The following is a 25303-nucleotide window of genomic DNA, read 5'->3' as shown; positions in this document are numbered from 1 at the left end:
TGTGTTATAGAAATAAGACGGCTAAAGGTAGAGCAAAAATTTGCTTACAGGAAGCTGTATGGATCAACGTCGACACCCACCCGCACACTACGCGGGAATTCGAGACCGCCGAGCCATTCGCGCATGATGCTCTGCAACTCGACTGAGCGGAGCGCATGCACCAGCAAGCGCTGCCGGTGGCGTCCGCGCAGCATGGCGAGCGGAGCAGGTGCTGGGCCATAGACGTGCATCCCGTCGACCTGCGGGGCTGAACCACCGACTGCCCGCGCTGTTTCGATGGCTTCGCGTTCATCCTCTGAACTGATGATGATCGCAGCAAAGCGTCCAAAAGGCGGGGCACCGGCGCGGCGGCGTTGCTCGGTTTCCGCATCGTAGAAGCCATCGCGGTCGCCACCCACCAACGCTGCGATGACGGGATGCGACGGGTTGCGCGTCTGGATATAGACTTCACCGGGCTTGTCAGCGCGGCCTGCGCGGCCCGCCGCTTGGGCAATTTGCTGAAAGGTGCGCTCGGCGGCGCGCAAATCGCCGCCCTCTAATCCAAGATCGGCGTCGATGATGCCGACCAAAGTCAGTTCGGGGAAATGATATCCCTTGGTCACCAATTGCGTACCGATGATGATGTCGACCGCCTTATTCTCGACCAGCGCGACAAATTCGGCGGCTTTTTCAGGTGACCACAAAGTGTCCGAGGTAGCGACAATGGTGCGCGCTTCAGGAAAGAAGCGTTTGACCTCGTCGCTTATCCGCTCGACCCCCGGGCCGCATGGGACGAGGCTGTCCTCCGCGCTGCATTCGGGGCATTTATCGGGCGGAGGCATGACATGGCCGCAATGATGGCAAGCAAGGCGGCGGACCAAGCGGTGCTCGACCATCCAAGCCGTGCAATTGGGGCATTCAAAACGATGCCCGCAATTGCGGCACAAGGTTAGTGGCGCATAGCCGCGTCGGTTGAGGAAGAGCAGGCTCTGCTCACCGCGCTCCAGCCGCTCTTCAAGCGCCTTGAGCAGAGTCGGCGCGATCCATGTGCCGCGTTCGGGCTGGTCCTGCGTCAGGTCAATGGCTTCGATGCGCGGGAGCTTTGCTGCGCCAAAGCGCGAGGGGATTTCAAGGCCCTTGTAGCGCCCGATGCTCACCATATGGCGGCTTTCGAGCGCGGGTGTGGCCGATGCCAGCACGACCGGGAAGCCCTCAAACTTGCCGCGCATCACCGCAACGTCGCGCGCATGATAACGTACGCCATCTTCCTGCTTGAAGCTGATCTCATGCGCCTCGTCGACGACGATCAGCCCGGGATTGGCAAAGGGCAGGAACAGGGCCGAGCGAGCACCGGCCACTACCTGCGCCCGCCCCTCTGCCACACCGCGCCACACCCGCCGGCGCTGCGATTGCTTCATTCCCGAATGCCAGGTTGCGGGTTCGACGCCAAAGCGCGCTTCGAAGCGTTGCAGAAAGGGCTGGGTAAGAGCAATTTCAGGAAGCAAGACAAGAACTTGCTTTCCAATCTTCAGCGCCTCTGCCACCGCTTCAAAATAGGTTTCGGTCTTGCCCGATCCGGTGACGCCGTCAAGCACCATCGGTTCGAATCCGCCTGATCTAACTGCATCGCGCATCACCTTTGCGGCGGCCTCCTGCAGGTCTGACAGTTCGGGATGGTCATGGTCGGGTTCAGGCGCCGCAAAGGGCGCATCGATGCTGACCATCACCGGCTCCAGCGCGCCCGCCTTTACCAGACCACGGATCACACCCTCGCTGACGCCAGCCTGCTCGGCCAGCTCACGCACCAGCCCTTGGGCATCGACCAAAGAATCCAGCGCGGCCGCACGTTGCGGGGTCAATCGGGCAGGCTCAATCCCTGAGGGCCGATATTCGGTAACCGTCCCTCCAGCCGACAGCGCGGCAGAGGATGAAATAACCATCCGCAACACGGCGGCATGGTTGGACAGATAATAGTCGGCGACCCAATCAACCAGCCGTCTTAGGCCGCGCTTGATCGGCGGGACGTCGATAACCTCCAGCACATTGCGCAGGCGGTGCTCTTCGACCGCTTCGTCGCCGAACACCCCTTCGTCCCAAATCACACCCACCATCTTGCGGGGGCCGAGCGGCACAACAACAACCGAACCGACATCGGCGTCCATCCAGTCGGGCAGGCGATAATCGAGCGGCCCTATGACCTGCGTCAACAGGATAACGCGCACGCGTTTGCCAGAGGGGCTGGGACGATTCATCTGGTGGATATAGGGTGTGACCCCTGTCGCGTCACGCCTTCACCGACCCGTTCATGGTAGAGTCGGAATTTTTCTGATATTCGAACGTTATAGGGTTTTGGGAGGAGTCGCTTCATGTCCATATTGTTCGAACGCCGCCAACTTCTGCTGGCAGGTGCCGCCGGGGCGACGCTCGCTCTGGTTGGTTGCGCTTCAGGGCCTCGCTACAGCCTTGCTGAAGTCATTCGCCGGTTGCTGGTGGCGGCATCGCAAAATGCGTTTGCGCTGCTGTTGCAACCGGGTGGTTTTTACGACCATTCGGTGGCACGTATCGCCTTGCCAGACCGGTTGGGCGGCGGTCGCGGTACGGGAATTCTCTCGGTCGTGCTGCAAAGCCAGTCCTTCCGAGACCGGCTGCAGCGCCAACTCAATAGGGCCGCCGAAAAAGGTGCGGAACGCGCCGCTCCGTTGATTGCAGACACGATCCGGATGGTCAGTATCGAGGCCGCCGATGAAATTGTGCGCGGCGGGCCGCAAGCAGCGACCCGTTTTTTGCGCGGCAAGATGGGCATCGCGTTGTTTGACGCGATGCTTCCCGGTATTTCCGATGGTCTGCGCTTGTTCGACGATCAGGTCATCAATCGCGCGGTCCAGTCGGTTACCGGCTTTGATATGGCGGCATTGGGGCAGGATATTACACGCAAAGCTGACGATGCGATTTGGGCAGCGATTGGGCTCGAGGAAGAGGGCATTCGTGCCAATCCGCAAAAAACCAACGATCCTTTGCTAATTGGCGTATTCGGCTTGCTCAGATAGAAAGCAGTGTCTGGCGTCTGGTTTCCAAAAAATCCGCCGGTAACATACTGCATTCTTCCGACAGACTGCAGCAAGCTGCGGGTATGAGAGTTTATGTTATTCAAGCGATATGAAGCAACGCCTACCGAGTTGAAGGCTGATATCGGTCAAGCGTGGAACCGGATGGGGATGTTGTTCACGATCATCCTCTACATCCTGGCTACAAATTACTATATGACGGGCGGACTCCGCTTAGAGGAATGGGCCCGCAACGTTCTGACCTATAATGTGTTTTTCCTACCGGTTTCGGTCGCAATCCTTTTGCATACCAAAGCCTATCCGGGACATTATCCGGCCCGCCGCATCGCAGTAATGGTGAATGACTTTGCCGGCCTATCTTATGGGATAATCGCCGGTTGCGTCGTGATGTTGCCGCTTTATGCGGTCATTCTCTGGGTAACCATGGGGAACGGTTTTCGATTTGGACGGCGATATTTGATTATTGCCACATTCATGGCCCAAATCAGCTTGTTCGCGATATTCTGGCTGACGCCATATTGGCAAGCGGACCCCAGCATGGTGGCGACATTGTCGATAACCGCGCTGATCATCCCTCATTATGGTTATACATTGCTCCGCGCGAATGACCGGGCGTTGCGCGCCGCTGAAGATGCCAGTTTGTCAAAGTCACGTTTTCTGGCTCAAGCCAGCCATGATCTTCGCCAGCCGGTACATGCGATCGGGCTGTTTCTGGAAACGCTCAGGCGCACAGGTTTGTCGCGCGAGCAGCGCGTTATCGCCGACCGCATTGACAGATCGTTGCAGGGTGTGGCTCGCCTTTTTCGGTCTTTGCTCGACGTATCGACGCTTGATAGCGGCACGCTGAAGGCGGAAATCGAGCCAATCGCGCTGGGACAGATATTTGCCGAACTCGAAGCGCAGAATTCAGCAGCCGCTGCCTGGTCGAATGTCGATTTCCAGGTCGTCAAGACAACCAAAATTGTGCGTTGCGATCGTGCCTTGTTAACCACCATTTTGCAGAATCTCATTTCGAACGCGATCAAGCATAGCATCGATGGCAAGGTTGTACTCGGCTGCCGGTCGGCAGGTGATCGGGTGATGATTCAAGTTTGCGACAATGGCGAAGGCATCGCCAGCGAACATTTGATGCGCGTTTTTGATGAATTCTTCCAGGTCCGGGAACGCGGCGATCCAGACCGCCAGGGCGTTGGGCTGGGCCTTTCCATCGTCAAACGGATTTCCGCGTTGCTGGGGATAGAGGTGGCCATCCATTCCGAACATGGCAAGGGAACTTCGATAAAACTGCAGGGTATTGAGCTGGTGACAGATGTCGCTCCTGAAACCTTGCGGGCCAAAAGGTTCGATCCGCGCTTACCGTTAAAGGGGCGAAACGTCTTGCTGGTTGAGGATGATGCTGACGTGATGGATGCCATGCGCGATTTGCTCACCGCATGGGGCTGTGAAGTCGATGCGCATTCGGGACTCCCCGATCGGATGCGTGCTGGCGATTATGATCTGCTGATTACCGACTTCGATCTCGGCGGTGGTGTTACGGGCGAGGAAGTGGTCGCCGTCGCCCGGGCACAAATGGGGCCCGATCTGCCCGCGCTGATCCTGACGGGACATGACGAAAGTAAGGTCAGGCAAATGCCCGATCAGCCAGCGGTCACCGTTTTGAAAAAACCGATACGCCCGGCGCAATTGCGCTCCACAATTTCGACGTTGTTGCTGCACAGCAAAAGCGCGGGTGCCTAGTTCGCAAGTTGGGAACAGCATCGGCGGTCGAAATAACCTGTCCAACCGGCGAGCATTTTGCCATTAGGCATTATATTCGATTCTTCACCAAATTTGAGAGTAGGCCGCACATGAAATTCTTCGCCGACACCGCCGAAATCGACGACATCAAGGAACTGGCCGCCACCGGCCTGCTGGATGGTGTAACCACCAACCCATCGTTGATCATGAAATCCGGCCGCGATTTCATGGAAGTGACCAAGGAGATTTGCGGGCTGACCGACGGGCCGGTTTCGGCGGAGGTCGTCGCACTCGATCATGCGACGATGATGAAAGAGGCGGAGGTTCTGCGCAAGATTGCGGACAATGTCTGCATCAAAGTGCCGCTTACCATAGACGGACTTAAAACCAGCAAGGCGTTGACCAGCGATGGCACGATGGTGAATGTCACGCTTTGTTTCTCAGCCAATCAGGCGCTGCTCGCGGCCAAGGCGGGTGCGACCTTCATTTCGCCCTTTGTTGGCCGCCACGACGACAACGGCTTCGATGGCATGAACCTGATTTCCGATATTCGCCTGATCTATGACAATTATGATTTCGGTACTGAAATCCTTGTCGCCAGCGTGCGCCACGGCATCCATGTGCTGGAGGCGGCAAAGATCGGCGCCGATGTGATGACTGCGCCGCCATCGGTGATCAAGGGGCTGTTCAAGCATGTCCTCACCGACAAGGGCATCGAAGGATTCCTCGCCGACTGGGCGAAAACGGGGCAGGCTATCGGGTGATTAACCCTAAAGGCCTTTGGCTGTATGGAATGGAAAGGCGGGCAAGCGTAGCTGGATAGTCTAGAGACCGAGTTGATCGGCAGGAGGACCAGCATGAACAGACCCGAAATGGTGTTTCCCATCGCGCACATTCATTATGATGACGAGATTGACGAGAGCGGTAAAGTTGTCGTTCCGGACGAGGTGCTCGAAGCAATCAAGACGCTCATCCGTTGGACGGGGGACGATCCGCGCCGCGAAGGCCTGATCGATACACCGCGCCGTGTTGGCCGTGCATGGCGCGAATATTGCGCGGGCTATGGCGAGGATCCTTCGGTCCATCTATCGCGCACATTTGAAGAAGTCGGCGGCTATCACGAGCTCGTGCTGCTGAAAGACATTCCGTTCCAGTCGCATTGCGAGCATCATATGGCGCCGATCATCGGTAAGGCCTCAATCGCTTATATGCCGACCGACCGCGTTGTCGGTATATCCAAGCTCGCCCGCGTCCTCCACGGCTTCGCCCGCCGCCTGCAGGTGCAGGAACGGCTGACGGCAGAGGTCGCCAACTGCATCTGGGACCATCTGAAGCCCGAAGGCGTCGCGGTGGTGATCGAGGCACAGCATGGCTGCATGACCGGGCGCGGGGTGAAGGTGCACGGCGTCAACATGATCACCTCCAAGCTCATCGGCTGCTTCCTCGACGATCAGTCGAGCCGCAAGGAAGTGATGAGCCTGATGGGTTATTGAACCTTCCCCCTGCTGCACATTGCCATTAAGGCATTGCTGGCAAGGGGAAAGTCTTGGCCGAGCAACAACATCATCCCGAACATCTGGTAGAGCGGCTCGCGGTCAGCACGCTCGACCGGCTTGTGAACCTGTTGTTTGCGCGGCCGGTGCAGATTGTGCCGCTGCTGTTCTTCCTCGTCTCGCTGCTCGGCGCATTCGCCCTTTCTTTGCCCTCGGCAACTGAAAGCGGGCAGGGCACGCCATTCGTCGATGCATGGTTCACCGCGATTTCGGCGCTGTGCGTTACCGGCCTGTCGACGCTCGATGTGCCCAACCATTGGTCGGGGTCGGGCGAGCTGATCATCCTGATCCTGATCCAATTGGGCGGCCTTGGCATCATGAGCGCCTCGGTGCTGATCGTCGCCCTGTTCAGCCGCACCATGGGCTTTGGCATAAGGCGCGGGCTGGCGGCGGAAAATAGCGGGATCACGCCTGGCAATGTCCGCCCGCTGCTCAAGATCATTGTCGCCTTCACCTTCACGTTTGAGGCTATCGTCGCGCTCTGGCTGTTTGGCTGGCTTTTGCTTGGCCATGGCCAGCCGCTGGCGGACGCGGCGTGGAATGGACTGTTCCATGCCATTTCCGCATTCAACAATGCCGGTTTCGCGCTGTGGAGCGATAATCTGATGGGTTTCCAGTCGGACTGGCTGTTCCTCACGCCGATCATGGCGGCGGTGGTCGCGGGGGGCATCGGTTATCCGGTCTATCGCGATCTGTGGACGCAGCGCGGCTGGCGGCGCATTTCGCTGCACGGGCGGCTGACGCTTTATGGCTATGCCTTCCTGCTGGTCGCAGGCGCGCTGCTGTTCATCACCCTTGAATGGGAAAATGGCGCGACGATGGGCAATATGGAACCGCACGCGCATATCCTCAACGGCCTGTTCCAGTCGGTAACCGCGCGCACCGCAGGGTTCAACGCGGTCAATATCGGCGAACTTTCCGACCAGTCGCTGATGCTCACCTCGATCCTGATGTTCATCGGCGGGGGCAGCGCGGGGACAGCGGGCGGCGTGAAGGTGGCGACAGTGGTCGTCATCCTGCTGATCATCTGGTCCGAAATCCGTGGCAAGCCCGATGTCGAGGCCTTTGGGCGCCGCATCGGCGAGCATAATCAGCGCCGCGCCATTTCGGTGGTCGCGCTCGCCGCGGTGCTGGTGCTGGGGCTGGGCTATCTGCTCGTCGCGCTGTCGCCGCAGATCTCCCCGCGCGATGCAATGTTTGAGGCGGTTTCCGCCTTCGCCACGGTCGGGCTGTCCACCGGCGTTACCGCGCAGTTCACTGATTCCGGCAAATATCTGCTGATCTTCCTGATGTTCGTCGGGCGCGTCGGCCCGATCACCTTGTTCGCGGCGCTTGCTTCGCGCGGCAAACCCGTATTTTACCATTACCCCAAAGAGGAGGTTCTCATTGGCTAGGAAAGCGAAAAACGCGGAGAAGAAAAGCGTCGCGGTGATCGGCCTTGGCCGTTTCGGCGAAGCGGTAGCGCTGCGCCTCGTCGCGCTGGGGCATGAGGTGATCGGCATCGATGGCAATGCCGATATCGTCCAGAAACTCGCCGACGACCTGCCGCATGTGGTGCAGGCGGATTCGACCGAGGCAGAGGCACTGCGCGCGCTGGGTGTGAACGAGGTCGACTATGCCGTGGTCGCAATCGGCGCGAGCCTGGAGGGCAGCGTGCTCTCCGTCCTGGCGCTGCAGGAACTGGGCGTCAAGGATATCTGGGCCAAAGCCTCCACCCCCCAACATGGACTGATCCTGACGCGGCTGGGCGTGACCAAGGTGGTCTATCCCGAAGCCGACATGGGCCACGCACTGGCGGAGCAATTGTGCGGGGTTTGAAGTAGATAACAAAAAGCCGCCCGGCGCGTGGCGGGGCGGCTCTTTGTTTGCGTCTTCGAAAGAAGCTATCAGGCGTCGTCTTCGCCTGCGTCGGCCGAAAGACCTTCGGCGGCCTTGGCGGCTGCTTGGTCGGCCTTCAGCTTTTCGATGCGGGCTGCATCGGCTTCGTCGGCTTCGTCAGCGGCGGCTTCGCGGGCTTCGGCCATTTCGATGGCCTGGGCTGCGATGTCAGCCTGTTCGTCTTCAAACATCTGGTCGATGACGTTGACGCCGTCCTTCTGCAGTTCGGCTTCGTCGTCCGAGCGCGCGACGTTGACGGTGACGGTCACCGCAACTTCGGGGTGCAGAACGACCTTGACGTCGAACACGCCGAGGGTCTTGATCGGGCGTTCGAGCACGATCATCGCCTTCGAAACCTTCGCGTCTTGCGCGTTCAGGCCGTCGACAATGTCCTTGACCGAAACCGAGCCGTACAGCTGGCCGGTGTTCGAAGCCGCGCGGATCAGGACGATCTGCTTGCCTTCGACATTCGACGCATGCTTTTCGGCATCGCCGCGACGGTTGGCATTGTCTGCCTCGATCTTGGCGCGGTTGGCTTCGAAAACCTTGCGGTTGGCTTCGTTGGCACGAAGCGCCTTCTTGTTGGGAAGCAGGAAGTTACGGGCGTACCCGTCCTTCACGGTAACAACGTCACCTATGTGGCCCAGCTTTTCCACGCGTTCAAGCAGGATGATTTCCATGGGTCTTCTCCTTACTTCACGACATAGGGCATGAGGCCGAGATGGCGTGCACGCTTGATGGCCTGGCCGAGTTCGCGCTGCTTCTTGGCCGAAACGGCGGTGATGCGGCTGGGAACGATCTTGCCGCGTTCAGAGATATAACCCTGAAGCAGGCGGGTATCTTTAAAGTCGATGCGCGGAGCGTCTTTACCCGAAAAGGGGCAGGACTTGCGGCGACGGAAAAACGGACGTGCCATGGATCAAATCTCCTCTTGAGCACGGGGAGCGCGGGCTTCGCGATCACCACGGTCGGGGCGGGGGCCACGGTCAGGACGGTCGCCAAAGCCACCGCGATCACCACGGTCGCTGCGTTCCTGCTTGCGCATCATCACCGACGGGCCTTTTTCATGCTCGTCAACGCGAACGGTCATGTAACGGATCACATCTTCGTTCATGCGGGTCTGGCGTTCCAGTTCGGCGATGGCATCGCCCGAAGCGTCAAGGTCGAGCATTACGAAATGCGCCTTGCGGTTCTTCTGGATCTTGTAGGCAAGGCTGCGAAGGCCCCAAGTTTCGGTCTTTACGACCTTGCCCTGATTCTCTTCGACGATCTTGGTGGCATTTTCAGCCAGCGCATCTACCTGTGCTTGTGACAGGTCCTGACGCGCCAAAAAAACATGCTCGTACAACGGCATGGGCGTCTTCCTTTTCTTACCGATCGCTGACGTCGCCCCATGCGAGCGCCCCTCCGGCTTTCTTCATTTCACCCGGGCAGTCCCGGGCGAAGGCGCGCCACTACGCCGGATGGCACGGAAATGCAAGGGGTTTGGGTATTTATTGCGGCGTCTTGTTCTCGACCCTGCCGAGCGATGGCAGCGCCGTGATACCGCCGCGCGACAGCCAAGCCATGAAGGCCTCCAGATCGGTTGGTCCGACAGCCGGATTGGTGCCATCCTTGAACACCGAAAAGCCGTCGCCGCCATTCGAGAGAAAATCACTAACCGTGACGCGATATGATGCGTTGGCATCAAGCGGCACGCCGTTCAGCGTCGCAAAGACTATGCGCTGGCCGATGGGACGCGACAGATCATATCCGAAGCGGAAACCGCTCGAAGGTGAAAGAATGCGATACCAATCGGGATTGTTCAGCTGTTGCTCCAATACACCGATGATCTGCTTTCCCGTCAGCGTTTTGGTGATCAGCGTGTTGCCGAAGGGTTGCGCCGCGAAAACCGAACCGAAAGTCACCTGACCATCGGTGCCAGGGAAGATGTCCGCACGAATCCCGTCCGGGTTCATAAAGGCAATCTGAGCGCCGCCATTTTCGGCACCCGCAGTCGCCGCGAGTTGGGCGTCGGCAATCAAATTGCCCAAAATGCTTTCGCCGGTCTTGCCGCGATCGCGTGTCGCGGGCCCTGCCAGCGTTCCTACCACGCGGTTGGCCTCTGTCTTTGCGGCCTCGCGATACCGGCTGGCCAGCGCTGCCAGATCAGCTCGCGGCGCAAAGACCGGGAAGCCTTCGACCAGCGGGACTTCGCCGCGCGCATTGGAAAAAGCCTCGCTCTGCACCACTATATTGCGCGCGGATTTGGACAGGACTTTGCCGGTTCGTGCGTCGACCTTCAAATCAATGCCGGTCACAACCTGCCCCCGGGAACCCGCGCTGGTCAGCAGAATCGGGCGGGCCGGATTGATATGGCTATAATCGCAAACATAGCTCTGATGCGTATGGCCGGAAACGACGACATCTACGGCCGGGTCCAGCCGATCGAGAATCGGAAACAGCGTGCCCGAAACGCCATCGCATTTGGGATTGTTGATATCGCCGCTGTTGTTCGCCCCTTCATGCACCAGCACAACGATGACATCCGCTCCGGCCGCCTTCAGTTGCGGCACCAATGCGTTGGCGGTGTCCGCCTCATCGGCAAAACTGATGCCCTTGATACGGCCAGCGGAAACAAGGTTAGAGGTCCCCTCCAGCGTCATGCCAATGAATCCCACTGTAACCTGCGTCTTGCCTGCTCCAAAATTCTTGAGGGCAAAAGGTGGAAAAAGGGTGCTGCCATCGGCCTTCTTTGTGTTCGCAGCCAGCATTTTGAACTTCGCGCCGGGGAAGGGTTTGTCGACGCGGCACGGTTCGGATTGGGTGAACTTATCGCATCCGCCCGATTGCATGCGCAGCAATTCTTCGGTGCCGCGGTCGAATTCATGGTTGCCGACCGCGTTAAATTCCAGACCCACCATGCCCATTGCCATGATCGAGGGTTCGTCGAGGAACAGAGAGGAGGAAAGCGGGGAGGCACCGATCAGGTCGCCTGCTGCAACCACGACATTGTTTGGCGCGTCGGCTTTCAGATAATCGATGGCCGAGGCGAGATAGGCGACGCCGCCCGATGGGATACGGACTTTTGCCCCCGATGCGTCTGTAGCTTCGATTGTTGCCTTGGGTGGATCAAGATGGCCGTGGAAGTCGTTCATGCCGATGATGCGAATATCGATCGGCGCAACCGCCTCATTCGCCATGCGGGTGCTGGCGCAGCCGGGCAAAGCGAGGACAGTGAAAGCGAGGAGCAGTTTCTTCATGGCCGACCCATTGCAAACTGGCGTGACGGGTTCAAGTCAAACACTGGCTTTCACAAGGCGTGTCAGCAGATCGGCGGCAAAGCCGCTCAGCGTATCGTCGCGCGCGCCCATGATAACGATTCGATCGCCCGCTTGCGCCAGTTCGATTATGCGATTGCCGCAATCCTCGCGGCTCGGAATATATTCTGCCTGCTTGCCCGCCGCGACGACGGCGTCGGTGATCGACTGGCTGCCAAGCGACTTGTCGACCGTACCGCCAAAATAGACCGGATCGCACAGGATCAGATAGTCATCGCGGTTGAGATGTTTTGCAAAAACCCCGGCCAGTTCGTTGCCCATCACGCGGATCGGGCCATAGCCGTGTGGCTGGAAAAAGGCGATGATGCGCCCAGGAAAGGCCTTCAGCGTCGCCAGCGTCGCTGCCGTCTTGTCCGGATTATGTCCGAAATCGTCGATGACAGTGATGCCACCTGCGATACCGACAATGTCGAAGCGCCGGGCCAGCCCCGCAAAGCGTTCCACCCCATGTACCGCCTGTGCAACCGGCACATCAAGCGCCAGTGCAGCAGCAATAGCGGCGAGGGCATTGGCGATATTGTGGCGTCCTGGAACCTGCAATGTCACGGGCCAACTCTGGCCATTGGCTTTCAGTGTAAAGCGGCTGCCCAGCGGCATTTCGATAACATCGACTGCGCGCACATCTGCCCGGTCGGTGAAGCCGAACCTGATCGCGTCCTGCAATTCCATGGGAGCCAAAAGAGCTACGGTTTCGATATCGTCCGCGTTCCAGATTGCGCGTTTCGCAGTTTTGGCGAAATCACCGAAAAGCTGGCGCAATTCGTCGAGCGACTTGTGGTCGAGGCTGATATTGTTGAGTACTGCAACTTCGGGTTGGAACAATGCTATCGAAACGTCGCTTTCGTCGACTTCGGACACGAAAAACCCGCTATGGCCGACGCGTGCGCTGGCGAAGGGCGTGCCTTCGGAGACGAAATTCTTCATGACGCCGCCATTCATTATGGTCGGGTCGAGCCCCGCATCGGTCAAAATCCAGCCGATCATGCCCGTCACGGTCGATTTGCCGCTGGTGCCGCCAACCGCGACCGAGCGCGGAGCGGCATTGAACAATTGGGCAAGCAGTTCGGCGCGTGTCATTCGCCCACAACCCAGTTCCGTCGCCTTTGCGACATCGGGCACGCTGTCCTCGACTGCGGCAGATGCGATCAATATCTGGTCGCCATTGGTCAGACCGCTGCCATCTTGCGGGAAGATGTCGATGCCCAGGCTTTGCAGCCATTCGAATTTGGGCGCGAGCCGCCCCTGGTCGAGCGCCCGGTCAGAGCCTGCAACCGTGGCTCCGCCATCGCGGACGATATTGGCCAGCGGCAACATGCCCGAACCGCCGATACCGCAAAAGAAATAGGATTTGTTTTTGTCCATCGCGCTCCGCTATTGCCCGGGGGCAATTTTGGCAATCGCTTATCGGGAGAGGGACTGTGAAGATAGGTATTTGCGCACCATCAACCCCCTTCACCCGCGATGATGCAGCGCGGGTTACGGCTTTGGCAGCAGAAAGCCATCCTGACGCCGAACTGCGCTTCGATGACCAATGCTTCATCGAAAATGGCCATTTCGCAGGAACCGACGAGCAGCGGCTGGAGGCGTTTGTGCGCCTAGCCAACGATCCTGCATTTGATGCGATCTGGTTCGTGCGCGGTGGTTATGGCGCATGCCGAATTGCGGAAGATGCGATCCAGCAGCTGAAGGCACCGGCAAAGTCCAAAACCTATCTAGGTTATAGCGATCAGGGAAATCTGCTGGCGGCGCTGTATAAGGCAAACATCGGCTGGCCTGTCCACGGCCCGATGTGTGCCGATATTCGCCGGAAGGGTGGCGATCAGGCAATTAAACGAGCGTTAGACTGGCTGGTAAAAGGTAGTTCCAAATCATTGGAATCAAGTGTTGAAGTAGGTTCAAGATATGCGGCTTTCAACCTGATGACGCTCGCCATGCTCGTCGGCACACCATTGATGCCCGATCTTAAGGGCCATGTGCTGATGGTCGAGGAAGTCAGCGAATATCTCTATGCCTTTGATCGCGCTTTTTTCCATGTCGGCGAGCATTTGAAGGGGGTCGGCCTAGCAGGCTTGCGCCTCGGCCGCGTCAGCGACGTACCGGATAATGACCGCCCCTTTGGCGAGACGGCCGAGGAAATTGCGCAGCGCTGGTGCAAGCGTTTCGGTATCTCTTATCTTGGAGAAGCAGATATCGGGCACGATAGTGCCAATAAGGTCGTGCCGTTCGGCGCTATCGGCTAATTCGAGGTTCGCAAATCAACCTGCAATAGGTCATCGATGAACAGGCTGACCAGTTCGGCTTGGGTAGCGACGCCTGATTTGGCATAGACATGGCTTAGCTGGGCCCGCACGGTTCCTTGGGCCGCACCACGCAGCCGGGCGATCTCGGCGGCATCGCAGCCCTTGATTGCAAACAACGCCACCTCGGCTTCGGCATCGGTCAGCTTCCAGTCACGAAAGCGCAACTGGATATGCTCGGTCAGCGCGCCAGAGGCGATCGCCAACACCCTCTCGCGTTCCTGCGCTTCGGCGAGCAGACGGCGCGCCATCCATGCGCCGATGCCTACGCCCGCGAGCAGGGCAAAGGCGATCAGCGCCTCGACCAATATATGAAAGTCCATCTCACCTGCAGCCAGATCGCCAATAGCATCAGCAATGAAGAAGATCGCAGCGATTGCCTGAATACCGACAATCACAGCGACCAGACCGGCCCTTGTGGGGCCGGTCGTTGCTGGCGAGTTGGCCTTTTGCGTCATGGCTTCCTTCGGTTCATAAAGGGAATCATTGCTCCCACGGTTCCACGTCCATGCCGCATTGTTTCGAACAGGACACCCAATATGTGCAATGCGATCAGGACATAGAGCAGATTGACCGCGACTTCATGGACTTCTTCCAGAACCTCTTCGCCACCTTCGCCCGATTCACCACCTTCCTGCTCTTCTCGCTCTTCCTCGCCTTCTTCTTCGGAATAGCTGCGCACCTCGGAAGAAGCTGCCTCATTGGCCTCTCCAACCTCACGAACATTAGGATTAGTAGGCGGTGGGCCGGCCATGGCGATGCCGCTGGCGATGATGACGGCCAGACAAGACCACAAGGCATATACCATAAGCGTGCCTAGCGGATTGTGCGAACCATGCTGTTGTACCTGCCCTTTTCGGGCTCCAGCAATGTAGCGCACCGCACGCATCGGATTGGGCGGAAAGGCGGAAAAGCGGGCATTGCGGGTGCCGACGAAACCCCACAGCCAACGGAGCAACAGCAGACCGGCCAGCGCATAGCCGACCCAGACATGCCAGCCCGATCCTTCTTCGGTGAAAAGTGCGTTGGCGATGACGGCAGATGCGACCCCCCAATGGGTCAGTTTGACGATGGGGTCCCACCGTTTTGTAGGTTCGATGACGGACATAGGATACTCCAGTGGCTGCGATTTCATGTGCGGTAGCTGGAGGGAGCGTGGGCTGCAGTCTATCCGACAGCTGCTGACAACCGGCATTTAAGCAACTGCTTATCAAAATGGATGTTCGGTAAAATAGGGGTGCGAGGCTTTCATTTTGGCCAATTACGGTTACATTACCCCTATGCAGGGAACACTCGGGAAATTGTTGTCGCATTGGGTCTGGGTTTTGCCCCTGCTCGCTATGACCGGGGTTTTGGCAAGCTTTGGAGCATCGCTGCCGGTTGCTCTGGTAGGCCTTTTGCTCGCTGGTGCGGTCATTGCGGCAGTTCATCATGCGGAACTGGTCGCACACCGGATCGGTGAACCCTTTGGCACTCTCGTTCTCGCACTGGCTGTAACCATTATTGAGCTTGGGTTGATTGTAACCTTGATGTCAGCCGCCGGAGAAGGTGCCGAAAGCCTGGCGCGCGATACCGTTTTCGCCGCAGTCATGATCATTCTCAACGGCTTGATCGGCATCTGCCTTCTTATCGGCGGATTGCGACACCGCGAACAGAGCTTTCAGCAAACCGGCGTCAGTGCTTCGCTCGCGACATTGTCAGCGCTGACGGTCTTCAGCCTGGTGCTGCCCAATTACACTGTGTCGGAAGCGGGCCCCGTCTATTCGACCTCGCAACTGGCCTTTGTCGCCATTGTGTCAGTGCTATTATACGGAACGTTTGTTGCCGTGCAGACGGTTCGCCATCGCGACTATTTTCTGCCTCCCAAGGACAAGGCGGCCGATGTAGATGTGCATGCCGATAGGCCAACGGCTGGCGCCGCAGGACTGTCTTTTGCCCTGCTGCTCGTATGCCTCGTATCGGTTGTGATGCTGGCAAAAAAGCTGGCTACCCCGATAGAAACTATGGTCGATGATTGGGGAGCGCCGCGCGCGCTCGTTGGCGTCATCATTGCTGCCCTTGTTCTGCTTCCCGAAAGCGTCGCAGCGATCCGCGCGACTTTGGCCAATCGATTGCAGACAAGCTTGAATCTGGCTTTGGGTTCGGCGCTGGCAACCATCGGACTGACTATTCCCGCTGTTGCCGCCCTGTCGATGGCAATGGCAATGCCGATTACGCTCGGGCTCGACAGCAAGTCGATGGTGCTGCTGATGCTGACATTGCTGGTCAGCGCGCAAGCCTTGGCGACTGGAAAGACGACAATCCTGCAGGGCGTCGTCCATCTCCTCATTTTCGGGGTCTATTTGTTCACAACAATCATCCCCTGACACGCACTCTTGCTTGCATCATAGGCTTTCCCGCCATAGGCGGCTGGGAACGACAAGACGCACAAGGGAGCGAACATGCGGGCATTCATCTTTCCGGGGCAAGGCAGCCAGGCTGTCGGCATGGGCAAGGCGCTGGCCGAGGCAAGTGCGGTTGCGCGCGAGGTTTTTCAGGAAGTCGACGATGCGCTAGGACAAAGCCTGTTCAAGCTGATGTGCGAAGGCCCCGAAGGCGACCTGACGCTTACCGAAAATGCCCAGCCCGCGATCATGGCCAATGCCATTGCGACATTGCGCGTGCTGGAAAAGGAAGGCGGCGTAAAGCTATCTGAAAAGGCCGATTTCGTCGCTGGTCACAGCCTTGGCGAATATACCGCTTTGTGTGCCGCGGGTGCGTTCGACCTCTCTACCACGGCAAAGCTGCTCAAGCTGCGCGGGCAAGCGATGCAGGCCGCTGTGCCTGTCGGTGTCGGGGCGATGGCGGCATTGCTCGGCGCAGATATTGAAAAGGCAGAAGCGCTCGCCGCGGCTGCGGCACAGGGCGAAACCTGCACTGTCGCCAATGACAATGATCCGACGCAAGTCGTAATTTCAGGCCACAAGGGCGCCATCGAACGTGCCATAGAACTGGTAAAGGATCATGGCATAAAGCGTGGTGTCCTGCTGCCCGTTTCGGCACCCTTCCACTGCCCGTTGATGCAGCCCGCCGCTGACCGCATGGCCGACGCGCTGGGTCAGACCGCGATCAACGCGCCTTATGTCCCCGTGTTCGCCAATGTGCTGGCATCGCCGGTTTCAGAGCCCGATGAAATCCGCAAGCTTCTGGTGGAACAGGTGACAGGCCGGGTTCGTTGGCGCGAATCGGCGATTGCCATGCGTGATGCAGGTGTGACGCATTTCTATGAATTTGGTGGCAAGGTGCTCTCGCCGATGGTGAAGCGCAGCGCAGGCGACGAGATTTCAACCACCAGCATCATTTCGATGGATGACATCGAAGCCGTTTTGAAGGAGCTTTAAACCATGCTTTTGCAAGAACGTGACGGGTCGATCCTGACGATCACCCTCAACATGCCGGAAAAGCGTAATCCTATTTCGGACGTTGCTGTTGTGGATGCGATTTGCACCGCATTTGAAGAGGCCGATCGCGATATCTCGGTACGCTGTGTCATCCTGACCGGCGCGGGTACGGCCTTTTCCGCAGGCGGCGACTTGAAACAGATGCGTCCTGACAGTGGCGGCCTGCGTTCGGGTAATCCGGTTGAAACGCGGCGTAACTATAAATACGGCATCCAGCGCCTGCCGCTGATGTTCCAAGCGTTGGAAGTACCCGTTGTGGCGGCGGTCAACGGCCATGCTATCGGTGCTGGCCTTGACCTTGCGACGATGTGCGACGTGCGTGTGGCCGCAGAAAGCGCCAAATTTGCAGAGAGTTTCGTCAAGCTTGGCATCATCCCGGGCGACGGTGGAGCTTGGCTCCTCCCGCGCATTGTGGGTTTCAGTCGGGCGACTGAATTGGCTCTGACCGGCGAAATGATAGACGCCGCAGAAGCACTCAAAATCGGCCTTGTCAGTCACGTCGTGCCCAATGACGACCTACTAGGCAAAGCGCGTGAAATCGCGGCAAAGATTGCCGCCAACCCGCCGCACGCCGTTCGCATGACCAAACGCCTGCTGCGCGAAGGGCAGATGGCGGACCTCAAGAATATTCTCGAAATGTCGGCTGCGATGCAAAGCTTAGCGCACAACACGCGTGACAATGACGAGGCTATCAATGCGTTCATCGAAAAGCGCGCGCCAGTTTTCACGGGAGAATAGGATGTTCGATCTTTCAGGGATGACGGCCCTTGTCACGGGTGCTTCTGGCGGTATCGGCAGCGCCATTTGCCACGCGCTGGCGGAGCAGGGGGCGCGGTTGGCGGTTTCGGGCAGCAATGTTGAGAAACTGGAGGCGTTTCGTGCTTCGCTCGGCAATGATCATGTTGCGGTGCCGTGCAACCTTGGGGACAAAGACAGCGTCGAAGCGCTGGTTCCGGCTGCGCTCGAGAAATTGGGCCAGATCGATATCCTGGTGAACAATGCTGGCGTGACCCGCGACAATCTTGCCATGCGTATGAAGGATGAGGAGTGGGAGGAGGTGATCAAAATCAACCTCGAAGCCGCCTTCCGCCTGATGCGTGCGGCCACCAAGCCGATGATGAAGGCGCGCTTTGGGCGGATTATCACGATTACCAGCGTGGTTGGCGCGACAGGTAATCCCGGGCAGGTCAACTATGCGGCATCGAAAGCAGGACTTGTGGGCATGTCCAAGGCGTTGGCGGCAGAGCTCGCCAGCCGTAACGTCACAGTGAATTGCGTCGCCCCGGGTTTCATCCGCACCGCGATGACTGATGTGTTGCCCGACGCACAAAAAGAAGCACTCAACGCGCGCATTCCGATGGGGCGAATGGGCGAAGGTGGCGATATCGGCGCTGCAGTCGCCTATCTTGCCTCGAAAGAGGCCGGCTATGTCACTGGCCAGACGCTCCACGTGAATGGCGGGATGGCAATGCTGTAATAGGGCTAAATGTTGGGGGCAGATATGAGAGTAAATCTTTCAGCCGGAGCGGCTATTTTCAGTGCCAGTTTAGTATGTGCATTGCCTGCGTACGCAAGCGATCTGTCGATGAAAGACGTGCTGTGCCCGCTTGAACGGCTTGGCGAGCCAGAGCTTAACAGCTGGCATGATGGACTGGTCGCGGCGAATGGCGAGCTGACCGATGCGCAATATGATAAAATTGAGGCCGCAATCGACATATGCGCAGAAGATAATGGCTGGGGAGATGCCGACGCGTTGGCAGCGTTTGAATTCAATGTTTCGATCATTTCCGGGGCAGCGCTTGAGGAAAAGCTGACCGGCCTAGGCGTAAAGATCATTGAATATGAAGCTTTGCTGGATGGAAAATCGACCGAAGAGCTTCATGAGATTATAAAGGATTCCGAAAATAGTGCCATCTTGCGTCAGGCAGCTGGCATGCTGGTTAGCGAGATGGGCGATAAGTGGACGCAGGAAATGTCCGATAACTTAGGGCGCTATTTTGCCCATTTGGCGGAATCGCGACTAGCAGCGAGACGGTTTGCCGAGGCGGCCACGTAATATTGGCGTTAGAATCCCCGCGTCGCTTCGATATTGGGCGGCGGATTTCCTTCAATTACCGCTCCCCCCTTGCCAGCCGCCTTGCTGGGCATTAGGGGCGGATTTCGAAATTCAAATCCCAAACAAGAAGGGGCATAAAATGAGCGACACCGCGGATCGTGTAAAGAAGATCGTCGTCGAACATCTCGGCGTTGAAGCTGACAAGGTTACTGAAGCAGCCAGCTTCATCGACGATCTTGGCGCAGACAGCCTTGACATTGTCGAGCTCGTCATGGCGTTTGAAGAAGAATTCAACGTCGAAATCCCTGACGATGCGGCTGAAAAGATTTCGACCGTCAAGGACGCGATCGATTTCATCAACGCCAACAGCTGAGTTGAGGCTGCTTTTCGCAGCTATATGATCGAGTTTTTCAAACGGCTTTCCGGACAGGCGTGAACCTGCTGGAAAGCCGTTTGCTTTTTTGCTCGCGCTCGCCTTAATGGGCGCGAACCAATTGCACGATGGAGAGCGTCACATGCGTCGGGTTGTTGTAACAGGGCTTGGGCTGGTCACGCCGCTGGGGGGCGACGTTGAAACCACCTGGGCAAATCTTTTGGCATCCAAATCGGGGGCAGGGATGATCACCCGCTTTGATGCGAGTGACCAGAAATGCCACATCGCCTGCGAAGTGAAGCCAAAGGACCATCCCTGGGGCTTTGATCCTGACAAGCGCGTCGACCATAAGGTGCAGCGCCAGGTCGATCCCTTCATCATCTATGGCATCGATGCCGCCGGGCAGGCGTTGGAAGATGCGGGTCTGACAGAGATGTCTGATGAGCTCAAAATGCGTACCGGTTGCTCGATCGGATCGGGCATTGGTGGCCTTCCGGGAATCGAAAGCGAATCGATTGTTTTGCATGAAAAAGGCCCGAGCCGAGTTTCACCACACTTCGTCCATGGTCGCTTGATCAACCTGATTAGCGGACAGGTTTCGATCAAATATGGCCTTATGGGCCCCAACCACGCCGTTGTAACCGCATGTTCCACGGGCGCGCACTCGATTGGGGATGCCGCGCGGATGATCAAGGATGATGACGCCGACATCATGCTGGCAGGCGGTGCCGAAAGCACGATCAATCCATTGGGCGTGGCCGGTTTCGCACAGGCTCGTGCGCTCAACTCTAGCTTCAACGACCGCCCCGAGCAGGCCAGCCGCCCATATGACAAGGATCGCGACGGCTTTGTAATGGGCGAAGGCGCAGGCGTGGTTGTGCTTGAAGAATATGAGCATGCCAAGGCGCGTGGCGCGAAAATCTATGCCGAAGTGGTGGGCTACGGTCTGTCAGGTGATGCTTATCACGTTACCGCGCCGCATCCAGAAGGCAAGGGCGCAGAACTGGCCATGCGGATGGCTCTGCGCAAGGCAGGGCTCGCTGCGGGCGACATCGACTATGTCAACGCGCACGGCACCTCTACTATGGCAGACACGATTGAACTCGCAGCGGTAAAGCGCGTTCTAGGGGACGATCTGAGCGGCGCTTCGATGAGCAGCACCAAATCCGCCATCGGCCATCTGCTAGGTGGTGCTGGTGCGGTGGAGAGCATTTTTTGCATCCTCGCGATCCGCGACCAGATCGTACCGCCGACGCTCAATCTCGACAATCCGGATGAGGGCACCGAGGGTGTTGATCTGGTTCCGCATGTCGCGCGCAAGCGCGAGGTGAAGGCGGTGCTTAACAACAGTTTCGGCTTTGGCGGCACCAATGCCAGCCTTGTCATGAAAGCCGTTTGATCGGATGAGTCGGCTGTTCAAAGGGCTGCTGATTGCAGGTGGCCTGGTGTTCCTGATTATCGCAGGCAATTTCGTCTATGGATGGAATGCCGCGGGGCCGCTGGCAAAGGAAACAGCCGTGCTGATCAAGTCGGGTGCGAGCATACGCTCGGCAGCCGAGCAGCTGGAAGACATCGGTGCGATCAAATCGGCCGATGCGTTCGCCAATCGGGCGCGGATTTTCGGTGCCTCAAGCACGATCAAGGCCGGCGAATTCCTAATCCCGGCGCGTGCCTCAAACTCGGAAATCCTGTCGATCCTGACCGGTGGGAAAACCGTGCAACGCATGGTGACCGTGCCTGAGGGCATGCCGTCGATCATGGTCTATGAGCGATTGATGGCCAATGACCGGATAACCGGCGAAATTCCGGTGCCCGCCGAAGGCTCGATTCTACCGGATAGCTATGCCTTCGAAAAAGGAGAGCCACGCGCCGCGGTGGTCGCCCGGATGCAAGGGGCGATGCAGAAAGCGATCGACGATCTTTGGCCAAGGCGCAGTAAGGACACGGTCGTCAAAACACCTCAGGAAGCGGTAACGCTTGCGTCGATCGTCGAGAAAGAAACCTCGAAAAAGTCTGAATTGCGGATGGTCGCGGGCGTATATTCAAATCGCCTGAAAACCGGAATGATGCTTCAAGCAGATCCGACAATCATCTATCCTATAACAAAGGGCAAACCATTAGGGCGGCGTATCCGTCAGTCCGAAATCGCATCGGTCAATGATTACAACACTTATTCAATGGTCGGACTTCCCAAAGGCCCGATCGCCAATCCGTCGCGCGCAGCGATTGAGGCGGTGCTCAATCCGGAAAAGACCGACTATCTCTTCTTCGTGGCCGATGGCACAGGTGGCCATATCTTCGCCAAGACGCTCGAAGAGCATAACGCCAATGTCGAGAAATGGTACGCTATCCGCCGTGAGCGGGGGGAAATGTAACCCCGCTTACGGCTCGACTATGTTGAAGGCGGCTGGCATCGGATCGAGCGCGGCTTGGAGGGCTTCGACGGCGGCTTTATCGCCCTCAATCTTCAATCCTGCGGCTTCAAGCTGCGCCAACGGCATTTTCAGGAACAGCATGGCGAGATACAGTTGACGCGGGCCAGTCACGGTTGCGTCGGGCGCTGCATGTGCCGCCCCCATCTCGCTGAACATCACCGAATTGCCGACGCTAATCTTCGCTTTTTCTTGCCGATCAGGGATTACAAAGTTGATCGCTAGTTTCCGATCCTTGATGATGCCCGGATTGAGGCGCGTCGCGACGGAATCGAGCAGCAACGGCGTGGCAATTGCGGAAATCATGTCAACGCTTTGCGAGGCGATGCTGGGCGTCAGACCCTGCCGCAAATCGCGCGCCGCAGTTAGAAACTGGTTACGCCAGATGGCAGATTCGGCCTGATAGCCCTGCTGTTCATAACTGTCGGCGAGGAGCGCTCGCCCTTCGGTATTTTTCGGATCTGCGAAAACGAGTTGATGCAGCAGATCGGATGACCATCGATAATCGCCGGCTTTCATCGCGCGTTTGGCCTCGGCAATCACCTTCTTCGTCCCGCCCATAGCCGCAACCAGACGCTTGCCGCGCTCCTCTGGCGGATGCGGATTGAGGTTGGCTGGAATTGCATCATACCAGCCGAGATAGCGTTGATAGATGGCCTTCGAATTATGGCTGTAAGTGCCGTAATAGCCGCGATTGAACCATTGGTTGGCGAGGGCAGGCGGGGCTTTCAACCGCTCGGCGATTTCGGTTTGGGTCAAACCCTGATTCATCAACCGCACCGTCTGGTCGTGCAGATAGCGATAATTGTCGCGATGCCCGGACAGCCAGCCGTCGACCTCCTTCTGGCCAAAACGCGGCCAGCAGTGGCTGGACATCACCGTATCGCTGCGGGTGGCGTAAAGATTTACAGCCTCGCCAAGATATTGCGACCAGGCAAGGGCGTCGCGCACCTTCGCCCCGCGCGGCGTCAGCACATTGTGCAGCGAACAGGTGGCAATTTCGGCAGCAAGAAAACTGCGCGCCGAAGGTACGTAGACGTTCATTTCCGCTGGCGCTTCGGTTTCGGGGACCATCTGGAACTCCAGTTCAACCCCGTCAACAACGCGCTTGTCGCCCGTTTTCTGGATAGTGTCGGTCGGCGTGAGCAAGGTGATCTCTCCACCAGCCACACCCCGACCAATTCCGCTGCCCATTTGACCTTGCGCCCCTGGTGTCAGGCCGGTTCCGAACTGGTAGTTGGCGCGGCGGCCCATGGCTGCACCGGCCATCACATTTTCAGACGCCGTTTCCTCAATGAAATGTTCGGGGGCTATGATCGTGACTTTGCCAGCCTTGATGTCCGCCTCGGTAGTCACGCCCCGCGCGCCGCCGAAATGGTCGCCATGGCTATGGCTGTAGATCACGCCGGTGACGGGGCGCGTGCCTAGCTCCTTGTTCACAAGTTCAAGTGCAGCCGCAGCGGTCTCGCGGGTGGTCAGCGGGTCGATCAGAATCCAGCCTGTTTGCCCCTTGATCACAGTCATGTTCGACACATCGAAACCCCGCACCTGCCAGATATTGTCGGTGACTTTGAACAGCCCGTGATGGCGCAGGACGGTCATATGCCGCCAAAGGCTGGGGTTGACGGTGGCGGGAGCATCGCCTTCCATCCACTTATAGGCGTCAAGATTCCAGACCGGGCGGCCATCCTTGGCGCGGATGATCGGGTCGGTGCGGGTAGCCACAAAGCCTTGCTGCGCAAATTGGAGATCGCGTCCGTCCTCTATCGGCAGGCTCGCTGCCTCGGCCTTTTGCGCGGCGATGGTGGCTTCGCTGGCCGGTTTAGGTTCAAGTGCCGGATCAGTGGCGAATGCAGGCGTGGCCACGCCCAGCAGCAAAAGCGGAATCAAGCGCATATATTCTCTCCCTCGACTGACACCTAAGTCAGTAAGGCGATGCACCGCAACCCTCATTGATATCGCTCCAGTCGATTAGTGAATGTGAGACACTCGGTTTCACTCCAGCGAGACGCACGGCTATCGCGCCCTCATCGCCGGGGCCGGTGCCGATACCTCCCCCCTCCAAACCCTCGCCCGGTTCCGGCAATCTCCCTATCTTGAAGCATGTCGGTGAAGCGCATAGTCCATCGCGATGCAGGAAACCGCGCCTATCATCGTCACAGCAACCATGGGAAAGACCGATCAGGCCTGGGCCAATGCGCTTAGGACAATGCATTTCCCGCCGGAGCGGAATTATCTGCAGGCGCATATCACGCTGTTCCATCACCTGCCGCCGGGGCATTGGCCGGAGATCAAGGCGCGGCTGGCAGGGCTGGCCCATGAATTTCCGCAGCCCGAAGCATGGTTGCGCGACGTGATGTTTTTAGGACGGGGCGTGGCTTATCGGGTTGAATGTGCCGATCTTTTGGCCATGCGCGAGGAACTGGCGGCTGACCTGCACGGCCTGCTGACACCGCAGGATCAGGCCAAGCCGCGCTTGCATATCACCGTGCAGAATAAGGTTGAGCCAGCTGTTGCCAAGGCGTTGTTCGCCGAGCTTTCAACCGGCTTTGCACCGCGGCCGCTGGAAATCTCAGGGCTCGCCGCGCATTATTATCGCGGCGGCCCTTGGGAGCCTATCCAGAGCTGGAAATTCAGCGGGCGGCGCTGAAGATTGCCTTTTCACCCGTGGCTTGGCCAATTGTCCAACGCAGCGCAATCAGACCTGCGAACCACATCGCGTCATTAATCGCGATGCCGGAAACGATTTCTGCTGAGAAATTCTCTGCACCACCGCCAAATTGGGCATAAGCGCGCAGTAGCACTTCATAGACGGCAAAGGCCGAGGCGAGTGCGACAACGCTGCGAAACACGCTGCCTTCGACTTTACTTGTAACGGCGCGCGCAACGCCAAAGCCAGCGAGCGTCGCAGCGAGGATCGCGATGCCATGGCCAACAGCCTGTGCATCCCAGGGGAAGTTCATCAGCAGAAAACCGACCGCCTGATTGGCTGCCCAGACGGCACCGACCAGTGCGATGCCGCTTCGGCGATCAAGCGTCAACGCAGCCAGCGCTGCAATCGCTGCGAAAGGGAATATGCAGGCCAGCGCAAGGCTACCCAGCACCGTTGCACCGGCCAAAGTGGCAGGCCATGCGGCGGTTTTCGCGTTCAGCAATTCATTTGCCATAATCAT

Annotated in this window: 26 protein-coding genes; 16 read left to right on the top strand and 10 right to left on the bottom strand. The window is 58.2% G+C overall.

What is annotated here, in order from left to right:
• Positions 1-44: 44 nt before the first annotated feature.
• Positions 45-2231 carry a primosomal protein N' gene (locus DXH95_RS09160; RefSeq protein WP_115549036.1) on the bottom strand — a complete coding sequence of 729 codons (2187 nt, stop codon included), beginning with the start codon at positions 2229-2231 and terminating at the stop codon, positions 45-47.
• 114 nt (positions 2232-2345) lie between these two features.
• Here DXH95_RS09160 and DXH95_RS09155 point away from each other — a divergent pair, with 114 nt between their 5' ends.
• The 6 genes from DXH95_RS09155 to DXH95_RS09130 all read left to right on the top strand — a co-directional run bounded on the left by DXH95_RS09155 (position 2346) and on the right by DXH95_RS09130 (position 8152).
• Positions 2346-3026 carry a DUF4197 domain-containing protein gene (locus DXH95_RS09155; RefSeq protein ID WP_115549035.1) on the top strand — a complete coding sequence of 227 codons (681 nt, stop codon included), beginning with the start codon at positions 2346-2348 and terminating at the stop codon, positions 3024-3026.
• Between the two features lie 93 nt (positions 3027-3119).
• Positions 3120-4781 carry an ATP-binding response regulator gene (locus DXH95_RS09150; protein ID WP_115549034.1) on the top strand — a complete coding sequence of 554 codons (1662 nt, stop codon included), beginning with the start codon at positions 3120-3122 and terminating at the stop codon, positions 4779-4781.
• A 110-nt stretch (positions 4782-4891) separates the two neighbouring features.
• On the top strand, positions 4892-5545 hold the full coding sequence (gene fsa / locus DXH95_RS09145) for a fructose-6-phosphate aldolase (RefSeq protein WP_115549033.1): 654 nt from the start codon (positions 4892-4894) through the stop codon (positions 5543-5545).
• A gap of 108 nt (positions 5546-5653) precedes the next feature.
• Positions 5654-6274, top strand: a complete 621-nt coding sequence (gene folE / locus DXH95_RS09140; protein ID WP_115549499.1) for a GTP cyclohydrolase I FolE — start codon at positions 5654-5656, stop codon at positions 6272-6274.
• A gap of 53 nt (positions 6275-6327) precedes the next feature.
• Positions 6328-7728: a TrkH family potassium uptake protein gene (locus DXH95_RS09135; RefSeq protein WP_181883615.1), complete on the top strand. Its 1401-nt coding sequence runs from the start codon at positions 6328-6330 to the stop codon at positions 7726-7728.
• Positions 7721-8152 carry a potassium channel family protein gene (locus tag DXH95_RS09130; RefSeq protein WP_115549031.1) on the top strand — a complete coding sequence of 144 codons (432 nt, stop codon included), beginning with the start codon at positions 7721-7723 and terminating at the stop codon, positions 8150-8152. Before DXH95_RS09135 ends, DXH95_RS09130 begins: the two co-directional genes overlap by 8 nt.
• Positions 8153-8220: 68 nt before the next feature.
• On the opposite strand, the gene rplI is transcribed toward DXH95_RS09130, so the two are convergent.
• The 5 genes from rplI to DXH95_RS09105 all read right to left on the bottom strand — a co-directional run bounded on the left by rplI (position 8221) and on the right by DXH95_RS09105 (position 12894).
• Positions 8221-8892 (bottom strand): 50S ribosomal protein L9, encoded by a 672-nt coding sequence (rplI, locus tag DXH95_RS09125; protein WP_115549030.1) that lies wholly within the window; start codon positions 8890-8892, stop codon positions 8221-8223.
• Between the two features lie 11 nt (positions 8893-8903).
• Positions 8904-9128 (bottom strand): 30S ribosomal protein S18, encoded by a 225-nt coding sequence (rpsR, locus tag DXH95_RS09120; RefSeq protein WP_115549029.1) that lies wholly within the window; start codon positions 9126-9128, stop codon positions 8904-8906.
• 3 nt (positions 9129-9131) lie between these two features.
• Complete coding sequence (gene rpsF / locus DXH95_RS09115; protein WP_115549028.1) at positions 9132-9566, bottom strand: 30S ribosomal protein S6; 435 nt, start codon at positions 9564-9566, stop codon at positions 9132-9134.
• 139 nt (positions 9567-9705) lie between these two features.
• The gene (locus DXH95_RS09110; RefSeq protein WP_115549027.1) at positions 9706-11454 is read right to left on the bottom strand and encodes a bifunctional metallophosphatase/5'-nucleotidase; all 1749 of its coding nucleotides are present in this window, start codon (positions 11452-11454) and stop codon (positions 9706-9708) included.
• A 36-nt stretch (positions 11455-11490) separates the two neighbouring features.
• Entirely contained in the window at positions 11491-12894 is a 1404-nt protein-coding gene (locus DXH95_RS09105; RefSeq protein ID WP_115549026.1) for a glutamate ligase domain-containing protein, read from the bottom strand.
• Between the two features lie 56 nt (positions 12895-12950).
• Here DXH95_RS09105 and DXH95_RS09100 point away from each other — a divergent pair, with 56 nt between their 5' ends.
• Positions 12951-13772, top strand: coding sequence for an LD-carboxypeptidase (locus DXH95_RS09100; protein ID WP_115549025.1), 822 nt, complete (start codon positions 12951-12953; stop codon positions 13770-13772).
• Here DXH95_RS09100 and DXH95_RS09095 read toward each other — a convergent pair.
• Together DXH95_RS09095 and DXH95_RS09090 are read right to left on the bottom strand one after the other, a co-directional pair.
• On the bottom strand, positions 13769-14287 hold the full coding sequence (locus DXH95_RS09095) for a helix-turn-helix transcriptional regulator (RefSeq protein WP_115549024.1): 519 nt from the start codon (positions 14285-14287) through the stop codon (positions 13769-13771). The genes DXH95_RS09100 and DXH95_RS09095 overlap by 4 nt on opposite strands.
• Positions 14284-14937 carry a cytochrome b/b6 domain-containing protein gene (locus DXH95_RS09090; protein WP_115549023.1) on the bottom strand — a complete coding sequence of 218 codons (654 nt, stop codon included), beginning with the start codon at positions 14935-14937 and terminating at the stop codon, positions 14284-14286. The genes DXH95_RS09095 and DXH95_RS09090 overlap by 4 nt, the downstream gene beginning before the upstream one ends.
• A 232-nt stretch (positions 14938-15169) precedes the next feature.
• Between DXH95_RS09090 and DXH95_RS09085 the strand changes: the two genes are divergently transcribed.
• The 8 genes from DXH95_RS09085 to mltG all read left to right on the top strand — a co-directional run bounded on the left by DXH95_RS09085 (position 15170) and on the right by mltG (position 22073).
• On the top strand, positions 15170-16195 hold the full coding sequence (locus DXH95_RS09085; RefSeq protein WP_220272250.1) for a calcium:cation antiporter: 1026 nt from the start codon (positions 15170-15172) through the stop codon (positions 16193-16195).
• A gap of 75 nt (positions 16196-16270) precedes the next feature.
• A complete protein-coding gene (gene fabD / locus DXH95_RS09080; protein ID WP_115549021.1) occupies positions 16271-17209 on the top strand; it encodes an ACP S-malonyltransferase in 939 nt (312 codons plus the stop codon).
• A gap of 3 nt (positions 17210-17212) precedes the next feature.
• Positions 17213-18007: a crotonase/enoyl-CoA hydratase family protein gene (locus DXH95_RS09075; RefSeq protein ID WP_115549020.1), complete on the top strand. Its 795-nt coding sequence runs from the start codon at positions 17213-17215 to the stop codon at positions 18005-18007.
• A gap of 1 nt (position 18008) precedes the next feature.
• Positions 18009-18746, top strand: a complete 738-nt coding sequence (gene fabG / locus DXH95_RS09070; protein ID WP_115549019.1) for a 3-oxoacyl-[acyl-carrier-protein] reductase — start codon at positions 18009-18011, stop codon at positions 18744-18746.
• 108 nt (positions 18747-18854) lie between these two features.
• Positions 18855-19325: a hypothetical protein gene (locus tag DXH95_RS09065; RefSeq protein ID WP_115549018.1), complete on the top strand. Its 471-nt coding sequence runs from the start codon at positions 18855-18857 to the stop codon at positions 19323-19325.
• A 139-nt stretch (positions 19326-19464) separates the two neighbouring features.
• Complete coding sequence (locus tag DXH95_RS09060; RefSeq protein WP_115549017.1) at positions 19465-19698, top strand: acyl carrier protein; 234 nt, start codon at positions 19465-19467, stop codon at positions 19696-19698.
• Positions 19699-19840: 142 nt separating this feature from the next.
• Positions 19841-21097: a beta-ketoacyl-ACP synthase II gene (gene fabF, locus DXH95_RS09055; RefSeq protein ID WP_115549498.1), complete on the top strand. Its 1257-nt coding sequence runs from the start codon at positions 19841-19843 to the stop codon at positions 21095-21097.
• 4 nt (positions 21098-21101) lie between these two features.
• Positions 21102-22073, top strand: a complete 972-nt coding sequence (mltG, locus tag DXH95_RS09050; protein WP_115549016.1) for an endolytic transglycosylase MltG — start codon at positions 21102-21104, stop codon at positions 22071-22073.
• Between the two features lie 6 nt (positions 22074-22079).
• Here mltG and DXH95_RS09045 read toward each other — a convergent pair whose 3' ends face one another.
• Positions 22080-24026, bottom strand: a complete 1947-nt coding sequence (locus DXH95_RS09045; protein WP_181883614.1) for an alkyl/aryl-sulfatase — start codon at positions 24024-24026, stop codon at positions 22080-22082.
• Between the two features lie 235 nt (positions 24027-24261).
• Between DXH95_RS09045 and DXH95_RS09040 the strand changes: the two genes are divergently transcribed.
• Positions 24262-24780, top strand: a complete 519-nt coding sequence (locus DXH95_RS09040; protein ID WP_115549014.1) for a 2'-5' RNA ligase family protein — start codon at positions 24262-24264, stop codon at positions 24778-24780.
• Here the strand turns inward: DXH95_RS09040 and DXH95_RS09035 are convergent.
• Positions 24764-25303, bottom strand: coding sequence for a hypothetical protein (locus DXH95_RS09035; protein ID WP_147291710.1), 540 nt, complete (start codon positions 25301-25303; stop codon positions 24764-24766). The two genes, DXH95_RS09040 and DXH95_RS09035, sit on opposite strands and share 17 nt — an antisense overlap.

Origin of the sequence: Sphingorhabdus pulchriflava (assembly GCF_003367235.1) — a bacterium.
In the GTDB taxonomy this organism is placed as follows: Bacteria; Pseudomonadota; Alphaproteobacteria; order Sphingomonadales; family Sphingomonadaceae; genus Sphingorhabdus_B; species Sphingorhabdus_B pulchriflava.
The sequence above is the reverse complement of the archived record's forward strand: the minus strand, read 5'-3'. Positions and strand labels throughout refer to the sequence as shown.

Coding starts and splice junctions, on each gene's coding strand:
- DXH95_RS09075 (WP_115549020.1), top strand. CDS start 17,213: ATGCTTTTGCAAGAACGTGACGGGTCGATCCTGACGATCACCCTCAAC.
- rpsR (WP_115549029.1), bottom strand. CDS start 9,128: ATGGCACGTCCGTTTTTCCGTCGCCGCAAGTCCTGCCCCTTTTCGGGT.
- DXH95_RS09155 (WP_115549035.1), top strand. CDS start 2,346: ATGTCCATATTGTTCGAACGCCGCCAACTTCTGCTGGCAGGTGCCGCC.
- DXH95_RS09090 (WP_115549023.1), bottom strand. CDS start 14,937: ATGTCCGTCATCGAACCTACAAAACGGTGGGACCCCATCGTCAAACTG.
- DXH95_RS09040 (WP_115549014.1), top strand. CDS start 24,262: ATGCAGGAAACCGCGCCTATCATCGTCACAGCAACCATGGGAAAGACC.
- DXH95_RS09045 (WP_181883614.1), bottom strand. CDS start 24,026: ATGCGCTTGATTCCGCTTTTGCTGCTGGGCGTGGCCACGCCTGCATTC.
- fabG (WP_115549019.1), top strand. CDS start 18,009: ATGTTCGATCTTTCAGGGATGACGGCCCTTGTCACGGGTGCTTCTGGC.
- DXH95_RS09160 (WP_115549036.1), bottom strand. CDS start 2,231: ATGAATCGTCCCAGCCCCTCTGGCAAACGCGTGCGCGTTATCCTGTTG.
- fabD (WP_115549021.1), top strand. CDS start 16,271: ATGCGGGCATTCATCTTTCCGGGGCAAGGCAGCCAGGCTGTCGGCATG.
- rpsF (WP_115549028.1), bottom strand. CDS start 9,566: ATGCCGTTGTACGAGCATGTTTTTTTGGCGCGTCAGGACCTGTCACAA.
- DXH95_RS09035 (WP_147291710.1), bottom strand. CDS start 25,303: ATGATTATGGCAAATGAATTGCTGAACGCGAAAACCGCCGCATGGCCT.
- DXH95_RS09110 (WP_115549027.1), bottom strand. CDS start 11,454: ATGAAGAAACTGCTCCTCGCTTTCACTGTCCTCGCTTTGCCCGGCTGC.
- DXH95_RS09105 (WP_115549026.1), bottom strand. CDS start 12,894: ATGGACAAAAACAAATCCTATTTCTTTTGCGGTATCGGCGGTTCGGGC.
- DXH95_RS09095 (WP_115549024.1), bottom strand. CDS start 14,287: ATGACGCAAAAGGCCAACTCGCCAGCAACGACCGGCCCCACAAGGGCC.
- DXH95_RS09150 (WP_115549034.1), top strand. CDS start 3,120: ATGTTATTCAAGCGATATGAAGCAACGCCTACCGAGTTGAAGGCTGAT.
- DXH95_RS09060 (WP_115549017.1), top strand. CDS start 19,465: ATGAGCGACACCGCGGATCGTGTAAAGAAGATCGTCGTCGAACATCTC.
- fsa (WP_115549033.1), top strand. CDS start 4,892: ATGAAATTCTTCGCCGACACCGCCGAAATCGACGACATCAAGGAACTG.
- mltG (WP_115549016.1), top strand. CDS start 21,102: ATGAGTCGGCTGTTCAAAGGGCTGCTGATTGCAGGTGGCCTGGTGTTC.
- folE (WP_115549499.1), top strand. CDS start 5,654: ATGGTGTTTCCCATCGCGCACATTCATTATGATGACGAGATTGACGAG.
- rplI (WP_115549030.1), bottom strand. CDS start 8,892: ATGGAAATCATCCTGCTTGAACGCGTGGAAAAGCTGGGCCACATAGGT.
- fabF (WP_115549498.1), top strand. CDS start 19,841: ATGCGTCGGGTTGTTGTAACAGGGCTTGGGCTGGTCACGCCGCTGGGG.
- DXH95_RS09065 (WP_115549018.1), top strand. CDS start 18,855: ATGAAAGACGTGCTGTGCCCGCTTGAACGGCTTGGCGAGCCAGAGCTT.
- DXH95_RS09085 (WP_220272250.1), top strand. CDS start 15,170: ATGACCGGGGTTTTGGCAAGCTTTGGAGCATCGCTGCCGGTTGCTCTG.